The following is a 15,085-nucleotide window of genomic DNA, read 5'->3' on the forward strand; positions in this document are numbered from 1 at the left end:
GCACGCAACTTGAATGTTGCAGTGCGGCCAGCTTGTCACAGGTGCCTGCTGAGCCGAGTCCCGCAGCAACGAAGCTGATCGGACCGTTGGGTAACGAAGCCGGCTCTTAAGGGCCAGCCCAGTTCCTCACGGGTCGCGCCAATGTCCGTCGATGCCACCCAGGTGGCCGCAGGAGCTTCGTTACCGACCATGAAAATCGATACGCTCGCAGTCGACTTTACCGACGAGCAGAAACGCTATCTCGAAGGTTTTACGACCGGTTTGCAGATCAGCCGGGTCGGTCGTGGTCTCGGCGGTGGAGGCGGCGCCGGCAAGGCGAACGCCGAGCCTGTTGGCCCCGATGCCGTGCACATCAAGGCGCAGGACAAGGTGATCGCGTCGGGCAAGAAGCTCGCCGATCAGGAGAAGTTCAAGCGCGACGAGCATCCCTTCGATGCTTATCCGCGGCTTCGCCAGCAGGCGCACGACAACACGCCGCCGAGCCCGGCGGACAATTTCCGCTGGCGCTATTACGGCATCTTCTATGTCGCGCCGACGCAGGACTCCTACATGAGCCGCCTGCGGATTCCGAACGGCATCATGAAGCATTGGCAGATGTCGGGTCTTGCCGATCTCGCCGATGAGCTCTGCGGTCCCTACAGCCACGTCACGACGCGCGCCAATCTCCAGCTTCGCGAGATTCCGCCGAAGAACGCCGTGAAGCTGATCGAGGGTATCCAGGACCTCGGCCTGTGCTCGCGCGGCTCCGGCGCCGACAACATCCGCAACGTCACGGGAACGCCGACGGCCGGCATCGATCCGCAGGAAATCATCGACACGCGGCCCTATGCGCGCGAATGGCACTACCACATCCTCAACGATCGCTCGCTCTACGGCTTGCCGCGCAAGTTCAACGTCGCCTTCGACGGCGCCGGCAGGATCGCGGTGCTGGAGGAGACCAACGACATCGCCTTCACGGCGTATGAGGTGAAGGAAGGCTTCGGCGTCGAGCCCGGCATCTGGTTTCGCCTCGGCCTCGGCGGCATCACCGGCCACAAGGACTTCGCTAAATATTCCGGCATCATCGTCAAGCCGGAGCAGGCGACGGCCGTCGCCGATGCCATCGTGCGCGTGTTCATCGACCATGGCGACCGCACCAACCGCAACAAGGCGCGGCTGAAATATGTGCTCGACGCCATGAGTCATGACGGCTTTCTCAAGCTCGTCGAGGAACGATTGAAGACACCGTTCACGCGCGTGCCGGAGGAGGCGTTCCAGCCGCGCCCTGCCGCGGACCGCATGGCGCATGTCGGCGTACACAAGCAGAAACAGGACGGCCTCAACTGGATCGGCGTTTCTCTGCCGCTCGGCAAGCTTACCTGCGACCAGATGCGCGGTCTTGCCAAGGTCTCGCGCGACCTCGGCGACGGCGAGATCCGCCTGACCGTCTGGCAGAACCTTTTGATCTCGGGCGTGCGCGACGAGAATGTCGCGCTCGCCGTTGCGGCGATCAAGCAGATCGGGCTTGCGGTCGAGGTCTCGCACATCCGTGCCGGCCTGATCGCCTGCACCGGCAATGCCGGCTGCCGTTTCGCGGCGTCCAACACCAAGCGCAGCGCGGCCGAGATCGGTGATTGGTGCGAGCCGCGCGTCGCCATGGACAAGCCGGTCAACATCCACGTCACCGGCTGCCACCATTCCTGCGCGCAGCATTACATCAGCGACATCGGCCTGATCGGTGCGCGCGTGCCGGTGAACGAGGACGACACGGTCGAGGGCTACCACCTCTTCACTGGTGGAGGGTTCGGCCCCGACGCGGACGTCGGGCAGGAGGTCTATCACGACCTCAAGGCCGAGGACGCGCCGAAGACGGTCGAGGGACTGCTCAAGGCCTATATCGCCCATCGCTCGTCGCCCGACGAAACCTTCCTCTCCTTTGCGCGCCGCCATAACGGCGAGACGCTGCGCAAGCTTGCCGATGCACAGGTGTCCGCATGAACCAGATTACGCCTCCGCCGAAACTCGATATCATTCCCGCCAGCGCACCGTTCTCTGATGCGCAGCGCTCTTGGCTGAACGGCTTCTTTGCCGGGCTGCTGTCGCCTGATGTCGCCGCGCCGCTGTCGGCGGAGCAGGGCGCCGCCGTCATGCAAGGCGCAGCCGGCGACGGTGACGACGGCGAGGCGCCCTGGCACGACCAGACCATGCCGATCGCCGACCGGATGAAGCTTGCGGAGGGCCGTCCCGTCCGCCGCAAGATGATGGCGGCGATGGCGCAGCAGGATTGCGGCCAGTGCGGCTATAATTGCCACGACTATTCGGAAGCGATCGCGGGCCGCAGCGAGGCGCGGCTCAATCTCTGCGTCCCCGGCGGCAAGGAAACCGCGCGGATGCTGAAGTCGCTGTACGAGGAACTGGACAAGGCCCCGGCGGCCAAGTCCGGTGACAAGGCAGCTGACAAGACGGATGCGGTGACCGCGCCGGCCGTGACCGTGACGATCGCAGAGCCGGGCCGCTCACGCGACAACCCGGTGACCGCGACCTTCCTGTCGCGCCGTCTGCTCAACAAGGGCAAGTCGGAGAAGGAAACCTATCACGTCGAGTTCGATCTCTCCGAGAGCAAGCTCGACTACGTTGTCGGCGACAGCTTTGGCGTGTTCGCGCGCAACGAGGTCGGCCTCGTCGACCAGATCATCGCACTGCTCGGCGCCTCCCACACCACCAAGGTCAACGGCAAGACGTTGCGCGAGGTGCTGATCGACGACGTCTCGCTGTCGCCGGCACCCGACACGTTGTTCGAATTGATCTCCTTCATCACCGGCGGCGCGCAGCGCGAGAAGGCGCGGGCGCTGGCGCAGGGCGAGGATCCCGACGGCGATGCCGCCACGCTCGACGTGATGGCGGCGCTGCAGAAGTTCTCGGGCACGCGGCCGCATCCGGAGGCTTTCGTCGAGGCGCTCGAGCCGCTGCAGCCACGGCTCTATTCGATCTCGTCCTCGCACAATGCGACGCCCGGAAAGCTGTCGCTGACGGTCGATTCCGTGCGCTACGTCGTCGGCAAGCGCAAGCGCCTCGGCGTCGCCTCGACCTTCCTCGGCGAGCGCATCGGTGAAGGCGAGAATCTCAAGGTCTATGTGCAGAAGGCGCACGGTTTCGGCCTGCCGCAGGACCCGAAGACGCCCGTGATCATGATCGGTCCCGGCACCGGCATTGCGCCGTTCCGCGCTTTCCTGCTCGACCGCAAGGCGACCGGCGCGCCCGGCAAGAACTGGCTGTTCTTCGGCCATCAGCGCAGCGATTGCGACTTCTTCTACCAGGAGGAGCTCAATGCGATGAAGACCTCGGGTCTGCTGACGCGCATGTCGCTGGCCTGGTCGCGCGACGGCGAGAAGAAGTTCTATGTGCAGGACCGCATGCGCGAGGTCGGCCGCGAGGTGTGGACGTGGCTCGCCGAAGGCGCGCATCTCTACATCTGCGGCGATGCCAAGCGCATGGCCAAAGACGTCGAGCGCGCGCTGGTCGACATCGTCGCCCAGTTCGGGGCGCGCTCGACCGACGAAGCCGTCAGTTTTGTCGCCGAACTCAAGAAGACTGGCCGCTTCCAGGCCGACGTCTACTAAAGCGATCGTCAGGCTGCCGTCATCCGGGCCGGTTCCAAACGGCTCGGATTTGAACGAATAAGATTCTCGGAACCTGCGCCTGGAGAGAATTTACGTCTGCAATGCGGCCGCTTCGGAGGAGGCGCATCGCTATTTCCTCCGGCATCTTGCCTCCCGCCCTGGTTGATCCCTCATAATCCCGCAAATGGGGCGTTGGAGATCGACCATGCGCGAACTATCGGCGGAAGCCAGGCTGCACTTCTACGCGCGCTCGCTCTCGCGGCGGACCCGGGCGAGCATGCATCATTTCGCGCTCTACAGTGCGTTTGCCGTGATCGCGGCGATCGTGTTCGGCACGTTGTCGGTACATCCGTTCTAAAGCTCTCGTAGGGTGGGCAAAGCGAAGCGTGCCCACCAACTGCCTCAATCATGTAGACATCGTGGGCACGGCGCTATGCGCCTTTGCCCACCCTACGGCACCTGTCTTGCTTCACCCGCGCTTGAACGGCGCGACCTCGATCCCCGCATCCTTCAAGGCCTGACGCAAGGTCCGCGCGATCTCGACGGCGCCGTGCGTGTCGCCGTGGATGCACACCGTGTCCGTGCGCATCTTGATCACCTTGCCCGTCACCGAAACCACCGCGCCGTCCTGCACCATGCGCACCACGCGGTCGGCGATGGCCTTGGCATCATGGAGCACCGCGCCGGGCTTTTTGCGCGAGACGAGGTTGCCGTCGTCCTCATAGGCGCGGTCGGCGAACACCTCGTGCACCATCGGCAGATTGGCGTCCTCGCCGGCCTTCACCAGCTTCGAATTGGCGAGCACGACGAAGATCAGGCTGGGATCGACCGCCCTGATGCCGGCGGCGATCGCCTTCGCCGTCATGTCGTCCTCGCAGGCGACATTGGAGAGCGCGCCATGGGCCTTCACATGCGTGACCTTGTGGCCGGCAGCGGTCGCAATCGCCTGCAATGCGCCGATCTGGTAGGCGACGAGGTTCTCGATCTCGGACGCCTTCAGGCCCGCGATCGGATGGCGGCCAAAACCGTGCAGGTCGCGATATCCGGGATGGGCGCCGACCGAGACGCCGCGCGCCTTCGCCAATTCCACCGTCCGGCGCATGATGTCGGGGTCGCCGGCATGGAAGCCGCAGGCGACGTTGACCGAGCTTGCCAGCTCGATCATCGCGGGGTCGTTGCCCATCTCCCACGCGCCAAAACCTTCGCCGAGGTCGCAATTGAGATCGATCGTCTTCATGGGTGCTCTCCGCCTCTGGTCGTCGTGTCGTTTATGGCTCCGCCGTCACCTGCCAGGTTCCGGCATCCATGGCGCTCACAGCATAGCCCGCGACGTTGGCATCGCTGAGCGCCTCGATGTTGAGCGCGACACTGTCAGCAGAGCGCAGACGGTCGGGCAGGTTGCGGATCAGTTGCGCAAACTTCCTCACCTCGTCCTGCGCCTCGGCCATGCTGACCGCCCTGAAGCGGAACGCGGTTCCCGCCGAGGTCTGGGCGAGGCGGCCGACATCGGCCGTGATCACGGTTGCGATCTTCGGATAGCCGCCGGAGGTGCCGCGGTCCATCATCAGCGCGATCGGCGAGCCGTTGCCGGGCACCTGGATGCTGCCGTTGACGGTGCCGTCGGAGACGATGTTGTGGCCGTGCAGATGCTTGATGGCGGGGCCCTCGAGCCGGTAGCCCATGCGGTCGGAGGTCGCCGAGATCTTCCACTCGCTGCCCAGGAACAGCGCCTTGTTGGCGTCGTCGAACTCGTCGTCCTGCGGACCCAGCACGACGCGGATCGGACCGCTAATGGGCTTGGGCACTTCGATGCGCAATTCGCCCGCACCGCTTGCAGCATCGACCGAAAATTCGTCACCGGCCTGGAGCGGGCGCGGGTAGGGGCTGCCGAGGCCGGCGCGGGCATTCACCGCGAGACTGCCGAACACCATCTCGCCTTTGATGGCGCCTTCGATGGCGAGATACGTAAATGCGCCGCCGCGGGCAAAGCCCAGCGTCAGCGTCTCGCCGTCCTTCAGCGTCACCGATGTGTCCATCGCGACCGGGTTGCCGGCGACGTCCGCATTGCGCGGCGCGCCTGAAATCGCCACGCGCACGGCGCCATCGCGCGCGGTGAACGTGGCGCCGAACGGACCGATCTCGACGCTGGCCGCGAACGGCTCGTTGCCGACCAGCGTATTCGCCGCCGCCAGCGACAGCCGATCCATCGCACCACTCACCGTCAAGCCATAGCGCTGCGCGCCGTGGCGTCCGCCGTCCTGAACGGAGCTTGCCGGGCCGATGCTGGCGACGACGAGCCGGCTCATGCGTCCACCTGCTCGGCGACGATCTCTCCGGCTTCCGCAGCGCGGTCCAACTCCTCGAACGTCTTGTGGTCGATGGGGAAGAACGTCACGCGGTCACCGGGTTCGGTGAGGAAGGTTGGATCGCGGTGGAGTTGATAGGTTCTGACAGGCGTGCGGCCGAGCAGATGCCAGCCGCTGGGGGCGGCGAGGCACTGGATCCCGGCCTGGACGCCGCCGATCGAGATCGTGCCGGCGGGCGTGAGCAGCCGCGGATTTTGTCGGCGCGACATGTGCAGGGATTTGTCGAGGCCGCTGAGATAGGACCAGCCCGGCGTGAAGCCGATCATGGCGACCTTGTAGTCGCCGCCCGCGTGCCGTGCGACGATGTCATCAGGCGTGGTGTTCAGCGCCCTGGCGACATCCTCGAGGTCGATGCCGTGCTCGCCGCCATAGGCGACGGGAACGCGCCAGCGCCGCGCCTTGGTCACCGGCGGCGGCGGCTGAATGGCGACCGGCAGCAGCTTTTCGCCGAGCGCGTCGAAACCGATCTTGCCCGGATCGTAATGCACCAGCAGCGAGCGATAGGTCGGCACCGTCTCGGTGATGCCATCGATGGGGCTTGCTGCGAGCGCCTTGTCCAGCGCCAGCACGCGCTGGTTGGCATCGTCGTCGATGGTGCGGCTGAACTCGACCGTGACGGCGCTGTCGCCACTGGGCAGAAGGCGGGGCGGGGGGAGCGTCGCGGCCATTGAGCTGTCGAAGAGCTGTCGAAATCGGGCTTTTGCGGGAGCGGGCTCGAAGTTCCGCTCACCCCTGCTTCGCGTAAATGCGCCCGCAAGTCCAATAAATTAATGCAGGAGGCCACGATAAGGCTTTGTTATCGCGTCGCATAACAGCCCACCGGCCCTGCATTATTGATAGCCTCTTGGCCCTTGACGCAAAGCGCCCGGCTCGCAAGATGCGCCCGTTCTTTCCCGCCCATCCGGAGCTCGTCTGTTTCCATGTCGCTGTCCCCCGAAGCCCGCAAGATCCTCGCCGGCATCACCACTGCCACCATCACCACGGTCCTGCTGAAAAAGGGCTTGCGCAATGTGTGGATGCGGGGCGCGCGGCCGCTGCGCCCGGGCCTGCCGCGTCTGGTGGGGCCGGCCTTCACGCTGCGCTTCGTGCCGGCGCGCGAGGATCTGGCGACGCCGGAATCCTGGTCCTCGCCGATTTCGACCCGCACCGCGATCGAGGCGATGCCGGAAGGCTGCATCGCCGTGGTCGACGCCATGGGCATCACCGATGCCGGCATCTTCGGTGACATCCTCTGCGCCCGCATGATGAAGCGCGGCGTCACCGCGCTCGTCACTGACGGCGTCGTGCGTGACGTCGAGGGCGTGCTCGGCACCAATCTTCCGGTGTGGTGCGACGGCTATGCCGCGCCGCCCTCAGTGGCTGGCCTGACCTTCGTCGGCTGGGGCGAGCCGATCGGCTGCGGCGGGGTTGCCGTTTTTCCGAACGACATCGTGGTCGCCGACCAGGACGGCTGCGTGCTGATCCCGCAGGCGATGCTCGACCACGTCCTCAACGAGGGCGTCGAGCAGGAGCGGATGGAGGCCTGGATCGTCAACGAGGTGAACAACGGCGCCGTGCTGCCGGGTCTCTATCCCATGAACGCCGAGACCAAGGCGCGCTACGCCGCCAGCAAGAAGTAACGGAAGCGAGGTCATCCCCATGGAAATCACTGTTGCCGGCACGCGGCCGACCCGCCGCGCGCCCAAGGAAAACTTCACCGGCACCGTGTGGCAGGATCCCGTGATCATGGCGCCCGCGCCGGCACGGCTGAACTGCTCGCGCGTCGCGTTCGAGCCGGGGGCGCGCACCAATTGGCATCACCATCCGCTCGGACAGACGCTCTACGTCATTTCCGGCGTCGGCCGCGTCCAGACCAAGGGCGGTCCGGTCAGGGAAATCCGCCCCGGCGACACCGTCTGGATCCCGCCGGGTGAGCTGCACTGGCATGGGGCCTCGCCGACCAACGGCATGTGCCACATCGCCATGCAGGAAGCACTCGACGGCGTCTACTCGACCTGGCTGGAGCCGGTGACGGACGCGGAGTACGGCGCGGCGCTGGGCTGAGGCGCACATGTCCCGGATCGGCGGCCAGCGCTACAACGCTGCACCGCGTCCGGGACACCGCAACCTACATCCGTTCCGCCGTCCACGTGCCCCTGCACAGCGCACCGCGCCAGGTGCCGGAGCCCGAGGTGCCGCTGAGCCGGCCGAAGCCGACGGCGCGCTTGATGCCGGTGCTCAAGGTGACGTTGATGCTGCCGGCGTCCGCCACACGGCCCGATGCCGTCACCGCGGCGCTGGTCGATGCGATCTGCCCATTGTTGATACCGATCGCGACGGTGGCGCCGTTGCCGCAGGTCTCGCTCGAGGACGAGATCCGCACGTTCCAGGCGCCGTCGAAGCTGGTCGATGCTGCATTTGCCTGTCCGCAGAGCAGGGCGATGGCCGAGATCGCGGCAAAGATACCCTTGCAAGGAAGTCGCATGACACGCCCCATTGGCTGAACCTGGGGGAAATCGTGTCACGACGCGGGGCGGACCGATGTGAGGGGTGTCACGGATGCGGTCGAACGGCGCCGACGCGATCGTGTCCTAGCGTCAGCCGGGCAGAGGCGTGAAAGCAGGCGTTCGCGCCATCACCTTGCTTTCGCGGTGCGATTGAGCACGCGCGCCAGCGAGACGGCGGAGCTTGTATCGACCAGAGGGGCCTTGCCGACAGTCTTTCGCAATGCGAACGCCTCGGACGCAAAAAGCTTGTCCGGATCGTCCGGGGCGTCCTTGATGCCGGTGAGCAGGCGGATTTGCATGCCCTTCAGGAGCTCTGTCACGGCCGGTTTGACGATTGTCTTGTCGTTGGGGTCGGCCAGGAGTGCCTCTTCCCAGCCGCGGTGAGCATTTTTCGGTGTCACGCGCTCCACGAGCTTGTCGTAGCTGGTCTGGTAGGCGCCGATGGCCACGAGACGATCGTTTTCGGCGAGCTCAGGCGAAGTGATCACCTCGGAGCGCAGCGTCAGCATCTGTTCGTCCGCATGCTCCAACTCCCGCTTCATGATGCTGCTTGCAACACCCTGCCAGTGTCGATGAAATCCGAGCTGCGTGAGCGGGTTGATCGTATCCGGCCCCTCGGGCAGCAGGCTGGCTGTGAACTCAATGGCCAGGAGGCAATAGTCCAGGCCAGACACACGCTGACCGTCCAGCAGCAATCTGTCGTCGGTCACCACCAGCCGCTTGGCAACCGCTTCGTCGAGATCGGAGCCGGCAACCAGGAGATAGCCGCTGCGGCCGAGCGCATTGCCGTCGGCGTAGGAGAACAAGGGCGTGACGATGTTGAGTCCGAACAGGCCCGCGACCCGGTCGTAGATCTTTTCAGCCACGCGCAACCCGTCGGAAACACCCGGCGCGAGCCCGGTCTGTGTGGTCAGGTCGGCGGCCAATTGCAGGACCTGTTGCGCGACGTCGTGAAACGGAAGGCGGAACAGCCCGACGAACAGAGACAAATTGTCCTGCTTCATGGGCGCGCGCCTGACGGCATAGATGTTCTTGAAGTCGACGTAACCTGGAGCGGCACCGGCCGCCTTCAGCTGAGCGGCGATCTCGTCGTTGCTCAGGATCGTGGGCCGGCGCTGACGCCCGCCGCCGAAGCTGAACTCGGTGAGCACGACGCCGAGCGGAAGGAACGAGCTGAAAAACTTGCCGCCCTCTCGCAAGCCCATTTCGACCATGCGCACGCCGAAATAGCTCGCTTCGGGCAGGAAGGTCTGTCCCGCTGTCATCGCGTTGCCACCGCTCGATGCGACGTAACCGACGTATGGGCGCCGCAACTCGCGGCTCGCCCAGTGCTCCACGACGTTCTTGAGTGTGGCCCAGACTGTCATGACATCCTTCCACTCCAAGCTGCCCAGTGGTTGCTCACTGGCAGCGTGCTGCCCAATCGGTCGACTGCGCCAGCAAGATCGGCGAGAGCCAGATCGGGCTCTCTTCGTCGTAGTTCAGGCTTTCCCACGATGCGCGGCAGGCTTTGCGGAACGCGACGCAAACGGACCGCGTCTTGTAGAGCTCGTCATAGAACTCCCTGGCGAACTGCGGCGCGCGCTCGTCCTCGACATTCCAGCGGAAGCCCAAGGCGTAGGGGATCCCGTTCATCACCAGTTGCTGAACGCAGCCCTTCGAGATGCCACGGCAGGCCGAGAGGTAGACCAGAGTCGTCGTTGAAAGCCCGTCGGATGCCGCCACCCTGTCGAGCTTCAGGCCGACCGCTTGCTGCGGTTGCAGTCCGGGAAGGACGAGGGTCGCGGTCTGCTGGCCATCGCTCCAGGCGTGACCGGCGTAGTGGAGAATGGTCGGCCGGAATGCGTCGAGCTGCTTCAGCAGATAGGGGGCGGCCTCGCCCGGAGGGGCGTCCGACAAGTTGACGATCTTCAAATCGAAACAGCCCGCGGCACCCAGCTGTTTCACATGCTCCAGTTCGGTATCGATATTGCCAAGCTTGTCGAATTTCTTGCCATCGCAGATCGCACTGTCGAGCTTCAGATCGGGATGTTCACCGATCTGAGAACGAACGAACATCAGTTTTGCGCCCTGTTTGATCCGCGCTCGCTCGCTGGCCCTTCCGCGGACAAAGGACGGGATGCGCCGGACAATCGGCGCGTATAGAAGTACGAATGGCCCATTTTCCTCCGAGAGATAACGTACACTCGCCTCGAAGGGCACCGGATAAAAGCCTGCGTCGCTGATGACGAACCGGAACGACAGTCCCACCAATCCGCCCGCGGACTTCTCGATCTGCGAGAACAGATGTTCGCCGATCGCTTTGACAACGAAGCTCTTGAACAAGCGTGTTCCGATGTCCCGCGTTTGGCCGAGCCAGTTGTTCAGCGGCATCTCATCGCGCGCATAAGTCTGAGCGGCAGATTTGAGGTCATCGAGATCGCTGATGGTGTTCCAGCGAAGCATAGGAGAGCCGTCTTCACCCGTTCCGAGCCGGCATTCCACCTTGGCGCTATGGATTTCGATCTCGATCACGCGGAACGCGCCCGGAATCGCATTCGTCTCGTCGGGATGCCCGGTGAGAATCGCAATGAACGGGCGCAAGATCCGATGCCGGTGCAGCTGCAGCGCGTCCATCGGCAGGATTAGGGCGTTGCCTGCTGCTCTGCACTCTTCCTCCAGGTCCGCGCAGGTTCCGAACGAAGGCGCGATGACCAGCACGGAGGTGTGGGGGTCCTGGGCCAGGACGACGGTGTTGAGCACGTGCTTCGCGCCGAGTGTCGTACGTGTGTCGTAAACGGCGCTGGGATCAGTCGGCAACCGGGCGTCGAGCACGAGCAATTCAGTCTCATTCGCGATGAGCCACTCGCTGGTCTGGTCCGGGGTCATCAAAGGCTTGTCGTACAAGTCCTCCAGGGCCACTCCTGCCGCGAGCAGATGTCCCCGTAGCGTTTCGAACATGTTTGGTTCGGCGGTGGCTATGGCAATCTTTGCTGTCATACCGGTGCCTCCTGCACGCACAATGGCAGGTTGAACTCGAATCCCGCGCCGTCCAGCTCGATCAGATCGCCGTCGTGCTGCTCGGCAGCCTTGCGAATAGCCTCGACCGCGACGCTGGCCATCTGCCGTGCCCGGTGCTGGCTCTGCTCGATCGGGTCCGTCGCCGACGGTGTCAGAGCGTCGGCAATTGTCGCGGGTAAGCGCATGGACACCGAGAGACGATGCGGCGGCCGTTCCGCGATCGTCACGGTCAACCTGTCGTTCGGCGTGATGCGCAACAACAGGAGGGAGCTGAGCGCAGAGCGAAACGCAAAGCTCAACCTCTTCGTCCATCCCTTGACAAGCACCGGACGACGCATCGCAATCTCGTCGACGACGTGGATTGCGTCACGATCCTCGACGGGAAGGCCTTCGACCTCGTGATAGAGCACTTCCAATACGTCGAATTGCTCGGGGGCTTCCTGCGGCGTCTGCTGAACGGTCAGACGATCGGACAGACGTTCGAAAGTCAGGTCGGCCCTCAGCAGGTGGTTGGCGGCCTGCTCGAGCAACTCGGCGCAATTTCTCATGAGCTCTGGTTTGCTCAGGAGCGATGCGGCGCCGCGCAGCAGGCCATCGGCCATCAACAGTGGGGCGCGGGTCTCGCGTGCGACGGCGGTGACGGTCTCTTCCAGATAACCCCAGTCGCTCTCCCGGCTTTGGTCGGCAAGGCTGGTGAACAGCCAGAGTTGATGACCATAGTCGTCATTCAACGGCTCGCGATTTGCGAGAGTCGTCAGCTCGGTGCGCGGTGCGTCGCCGATCGTCAGGTGGATGTGAAGGCGGTGCTGGATCCCGCATTCCGACAGTTGCATGGAATCTTCGTTCCGGGCGCCAAATGACGAGAGCTTCTTGTCACGCGCCCGGCCGAAGATGTTCTCCGCTGCACCATTCATGTGGCAGATCGTGCCGACGGCGTCCACGATGACGGCCGCCTGCTCGATTCTATCCATGAGCGCGTGCTCGATCGCTTCGTGCCAGCGAGCCGCAAAGATCTGTTCGCAGTCAGCGGCGAGGCCACTTGCCGCGTCCTGATCAGGCCCACGGAACGCGTTGAGCTCCGATGACTCCATGTCCAGAATCAGTTCGATCTTGCCATTCACGAACAGGGGAACTGTCATGGCGGATCGCTGATCGGGTGCGGTTTTGATGAAGCCGTAGTTCTGCTCGGGGTCGCTGATGTCAGGAACAACCAGAATGCTCCGCTCGGCCAGGCAGCTGCCGAGCATGCCGCTGGACAGCTCCTGGGTATATTCGGCCTTGCGGTCAGCTGCTTTCACGAGCAGGTTCCGGTCGTTCTTGACGTGCTCGGCGACCAGCACGAACTTGCTGCGGCGGCGATCGACCCGGAATACGCCGACATACTCCCAGCCCAGACATTTCGTGGTGCCTGTGGCGAGCAGTTCAGCGATGGCGCGTGCGCTCGCAGCCTTGTTCAAATCGTCCTTGAGTTTGCGCAAGGCGCGTGCCTGGGCATGTTCCATGGCGGCGTCTGCGGCCTGCAATATCTCCTCGACGCCGAGATTTTGCAGCGTGCGCAGATCCGAGGCGGAGTATTTGTGCTTGCGGGACAGCAGAGCCAGTGAGCTTCCAAACCGGCCTCCGGCTTTGCGGATCGGCAATACGAGCATCGACTCGAATTCGTCGGCGATGATGGCCTTGCTCACCGGGTTGTCCATTTCCTCCGGATTGAGGCGCTCGACGAACGCGGCCAAATTGTTGTCCCACGTCTTGCCCTGCTCGAGCCAATCGATCACGCCGGGCGGCACCTTGAACCAACGCGTGCTCCACTCCCAGCCAGGTCTTGGAAAGACAGTGACCGCTCGCCAGTAATCGCTGAGATCGTTGTAGACCCCGAACGTGCTCATTTCGAATGGGATGACTTTGCCGATGACCTGAAGCGTTGCCTCGATGATCTTCTGCGGATCAGCGTGCTCGGCCAAAATCGTCTTGAGCTCGCGACGGGCGCGATCTTCGGCAAGAGGGGCGAACAGCACCAATAACCCGGCCGAGCTGTTCGGTGCTTCCATGTAGGGCGTTCCGCTGACCCTTGCCAGGACAGAACGACCGTCTTTTGGGCGGAGCCTGACGAAACTCGAGAAGCCCGTCTCCTTGGTGATCCATTCGGCGAACGGATTCGTCGTTCCCTCGTCCTCGGGTCCGAATACGAGGGAGAGCGACATCTCCTTGAGCTCTGATTCCGAGAAGCCCAGAACCTGCACCGCGCGCTCGTTTGCGAACCGGATCTTGCCTGTCAGGTCGGTGCGGAGCACGCCATCCTGCAAGGCATCGAGGCGGCTCTGTTCAGCGCTCTGGTCGAGAAGAAGTGCGTAATTGCCCGGCTTTCCGTCTTCGTCGCGCAGCGGGCCGATCTCGACTCTGACCTGACGAACCGCTTCGTCGGTCTGGATGTCTGCGCGCAAACTCGTGTTGTGATTTGCCCGGAGGGCCATGCACACATCGGCTGCACGGGATCCAAACAACCCGGAGAAAGCAGCGCCGCGCCTGCCGGGAATGAGCTTGTCGAATGCCGCGTTCGAATAGACGATGCGGCCGTCGTTCGCCAGTTCGACGAAGGGAAGCTCGCTGTAATGTGCGGCTTCATCGAGCGCGTCATACCGATCCGACAATACGCTCAGCATGGCATTTTGCGATTGCAGGATCTTGCCCACGGTCTGAGCGTCGAAACCGAACTCCGAAACGAGCATCCGCATTTGCTCGTCGACCAGAGGCTGCAGCGCGGTCGTCAAGCTTGTCTGCCGACTACGGAGCGCGCCGATCACATGGCGTCGTATGCTTTCCTCCGACATCAACAAGCCGGGGCCCCAGTCACCTGAGACTAGCGATGGCGTCGCACGGAGTTCCTCCATAACAACCTCGCTCGCTTACGCAACTATCGGCGCCGAAAGAAGATCGGCAAATGGTTCTTTTCGGTCTACTCAATCTCGGCGAAACGGCGCCGACTGCGCGGTAATCAGGTCGCAAATAGTCTGGCTATCAATCCAGACTAGAAGCAACGATGGCGGGCAGAGTATGAAATGGTTCACAGTGGGGGCATTTGAATCGAGCGGTCGTACGCACGAGGTCCCGGCGGGGATAGCGACGACTATCCCGGCAGTCGGATCATCGATTGCAGGTTGTGGAGCGAAAAAGCGTCAGCCTGGCTGCGCCATGTTGGCTCACGTGCTATCAGCCGCTCAATTCACGCGCGTCCAGGTCTGGCCGCCGCAGAACATGCCGCCGAAGGCGCAGCCCTGCACGCGCAGGCGGTCGGTGCCCTTCATCGCGATCGTCGAATCGTAGGTCGAGCCGGAGTTCGGATCGAGGATGCGGCCGGACCATTTCTGGTCCTTGCTGGGCTTCATGTTGATCAGAACCTGCTCGCCATTCTGGTTCGATTTGCCGTCGACTGAATAGCCACACAGATTGGTGCCGCATTGCTCGATGCGGACCTTGCCTTCCTTCTCCTCGGTGAGCCAGACGCCGAGCGGTGAATTGAGATCGCGCGTAGGCGCGGTCGCAGGAGCTGGTGGAGCGACGGCGGCGGCCTGAACGGGGGCAGGGGCCGGTGCGGGCGGTGGAGGCGGGGCCGCAGCCGGAGGTGCGGCAGCCACGG

General features: G+C 63.9%; 13 protein-coding genes. 5 read left to right on the forward strand and 8 right to left on the reverse strand.

Going from position 1 to position 15,085, the window contains the following annotated elements; translation table 11 throughout:
- Positions 1-189 precede the first annotated feature (189 nt).
- The 3 genes from XH81_RS14135 (at position 190) to XH81_RS14145 (ending at position 3,957) form a co-directional block, all read left to right on the forward strand.
- Positions 190-1,977 carry a NirA family protein gene (locus XH81_RS14135; RefSeq protein WP_028144572.1) on the forward strand — a complete coding sequence of 596 codons (1,788 nt, stop codon included), beginning with the start codon at positions 190-192 and terminating at the stop codon, positions 1,975-1,977.
- Positions 1,974-3,599: a sulfite reductase subunit alpha gene (locus tag XH81_RS14140; protein ID WP_028144573.1), complete on the forward strand. Its 1,626-nt coding sequence runs from the start codon at positions 1,974-1,976 to the stop codon at positions 3,597-3,599. The genes XH81_RS14135 and XH81_RS14140 overlap by 4 nt, the downstream gene beginning before the upstream one ends.
- 205 nt (positions 3,600-3,804) lie before the next feature.
- Positions 3,805-3,957, forward strand: a complete 153-nt coding sequence (locus XH81_RS14145; protein WP_162832272.1) for a hypothetical protein — start codon at positions 3,805-3,807, stop codon at positions 3,955-3,957.
- A gap of 111 nt (positions 3,958-4,068) precedes the next feature.
- Here XH81_RS14145 and XH81_RS14150 read toward each other — a convergent pair whose 3' ends face one another.
- The 3 genes from XH81_RS14150 to pxpB are packed head-to-tail and all read right to left on the reverse strand — an operon-like array spanning position 4,069 to position 6,633.
- Positions 4,069-4,836, reverse strand: a complete 768-nt coding sequence (locus tag XH81_RS14150; protein WP_028144574.1) for a LamB/YcsF family protein — start codon at positions 4,834-4,836, stop codon at positions 4,069-4,071.
- Between the two features lie 31 nt (positions 4,837-4,867).
- The gene (locus XH81_RS14155) at positions 4,868-5,905 is read right to left on the reverse strand and encodes a biotin-dependent carboxyltransferase family protein (RefSeq protein WP_271596254.1); all 1,038 of its coding nucleotides are present in this window, start codon (positions 5,903-5,905) and stop codon (positions 4,868-4,870) included.
- Positions 5,902-6,633 (reverse strand): 5-oxoprolinase subunit PxpB, encoded by a 732-nt coding sequence (gene pxpB / locus XH81_RS14160; protein WP_028144576.1) that lies wholly within the window; start codon positions 6,631-6,633, stop codon positions 5,902-5,904. Before pxpB ends, XH81_RS14155 begins: the two co-directional genes overlap by 4 nt.
- 252 nt (positions 6,634-6,885) lie before the next feature.
- On the opposite strand from pxpB, the gene XH81_RS14165 reads away from it, so the two are divergent.
- A complete protein-coding gene (locus XH81_RS14165; RefSeq protein ID WP_028144577.1) occupies positions 6,886-7,584 on the forward strand; it encodes a ribonuclease activity regulator RraA in 699 nt (232 codons plus the stop codon).
- Between the two features lie 19 nt (positions 7,585-7,603).
- Positions 7,604-8,008, forward strand: coding sequence for a (R)-mandelonitrile lyase (locus XH81_RS14170; RefSeq protein ID WP_028144578.1), 405 nt, complete (start codon positions 7,604-7,606; stop codon positions 8,006-8,008).
- A 64-nt stretch (positions 8,009-8,072) separates the two neighbouring features.
- Here the strand turns inward: XH81_RS14170 and XH81_RS14175 are convergent, their stop codons facing one another.
- From XH81_RS14175 to XH81_RS14195, 5 genes are all read right to left on the reverse strand, one after another.
- The gene (locus XH81_RS14175) at positions 8,073-8,429 is read right to left on the reverse strand and encodes a hypothetical protein (RefSeq protein WP_028144579.1); all 357 of its coding nucleotides are present in this window, start codon (positions 8,427-8,429) and stop codon (positions 8,073-8,075) included.
- Positions 8,430-8,579: 150 nt separating this feature from the next.
- Entirely contained in the window at positions 8,580-9,818 is a 1,239-nt protein-coding gene (locus XH81_RS14180; protein WP_049824280.1) for a hypothetical protein, read from the reverse strand.
- A 34-nt stretch (positions 9,819-9,852) separates the two neighbouring features.
- Positions 9,853-11,430 carry a CHAT domain-containing protein gene (locus XH81_RS14185; protein WP_038951089.1) on the reverse strand — a complete coding sequence of 526 codons (1,578 nt, stop codon included), beginning with the start codon at positions 11,428-11,430 and terminating at the stop codon, positions 9,853-9,855.
- Complete coding sequence (locus XH81_RS14190; RefSeq protein ID WP_028144582.1) at positions 11,427-14,219, reverse strand: PAS domain-containing protein; 2,793 nt, start codon at positions 14,217-14,219, stop codon at positions 11,427-11,429. The genes XH81_RS14185 and XH81_RS14190 overlap by 4 nt, the downstream gene beginning before the upstream one ends.
- A 447-nt stretch (positions 14,220-14,666) precedes the next feature.
- Positions 14,667-15,085: DUF2147 domain-containing protein (locus XH81_RS14195; protein WP_271596255.1), on the reverse strand; the 419-nt coding region annotated here is incomplete at its 5' end.

The sequence above is a fragment of the Bradyrhizobium sp. CCBAU 25360 genome, from assembly GCF_028128695.1.
In the GTDB taxonomy this organism is placed as follows: Bacteria; Pseudomonadota; Alphaproteobacteria; order Rhizobiales; family Xanthobacteraceae; genus Bradyrhizobium; species Bradyrhizobium ottawaense.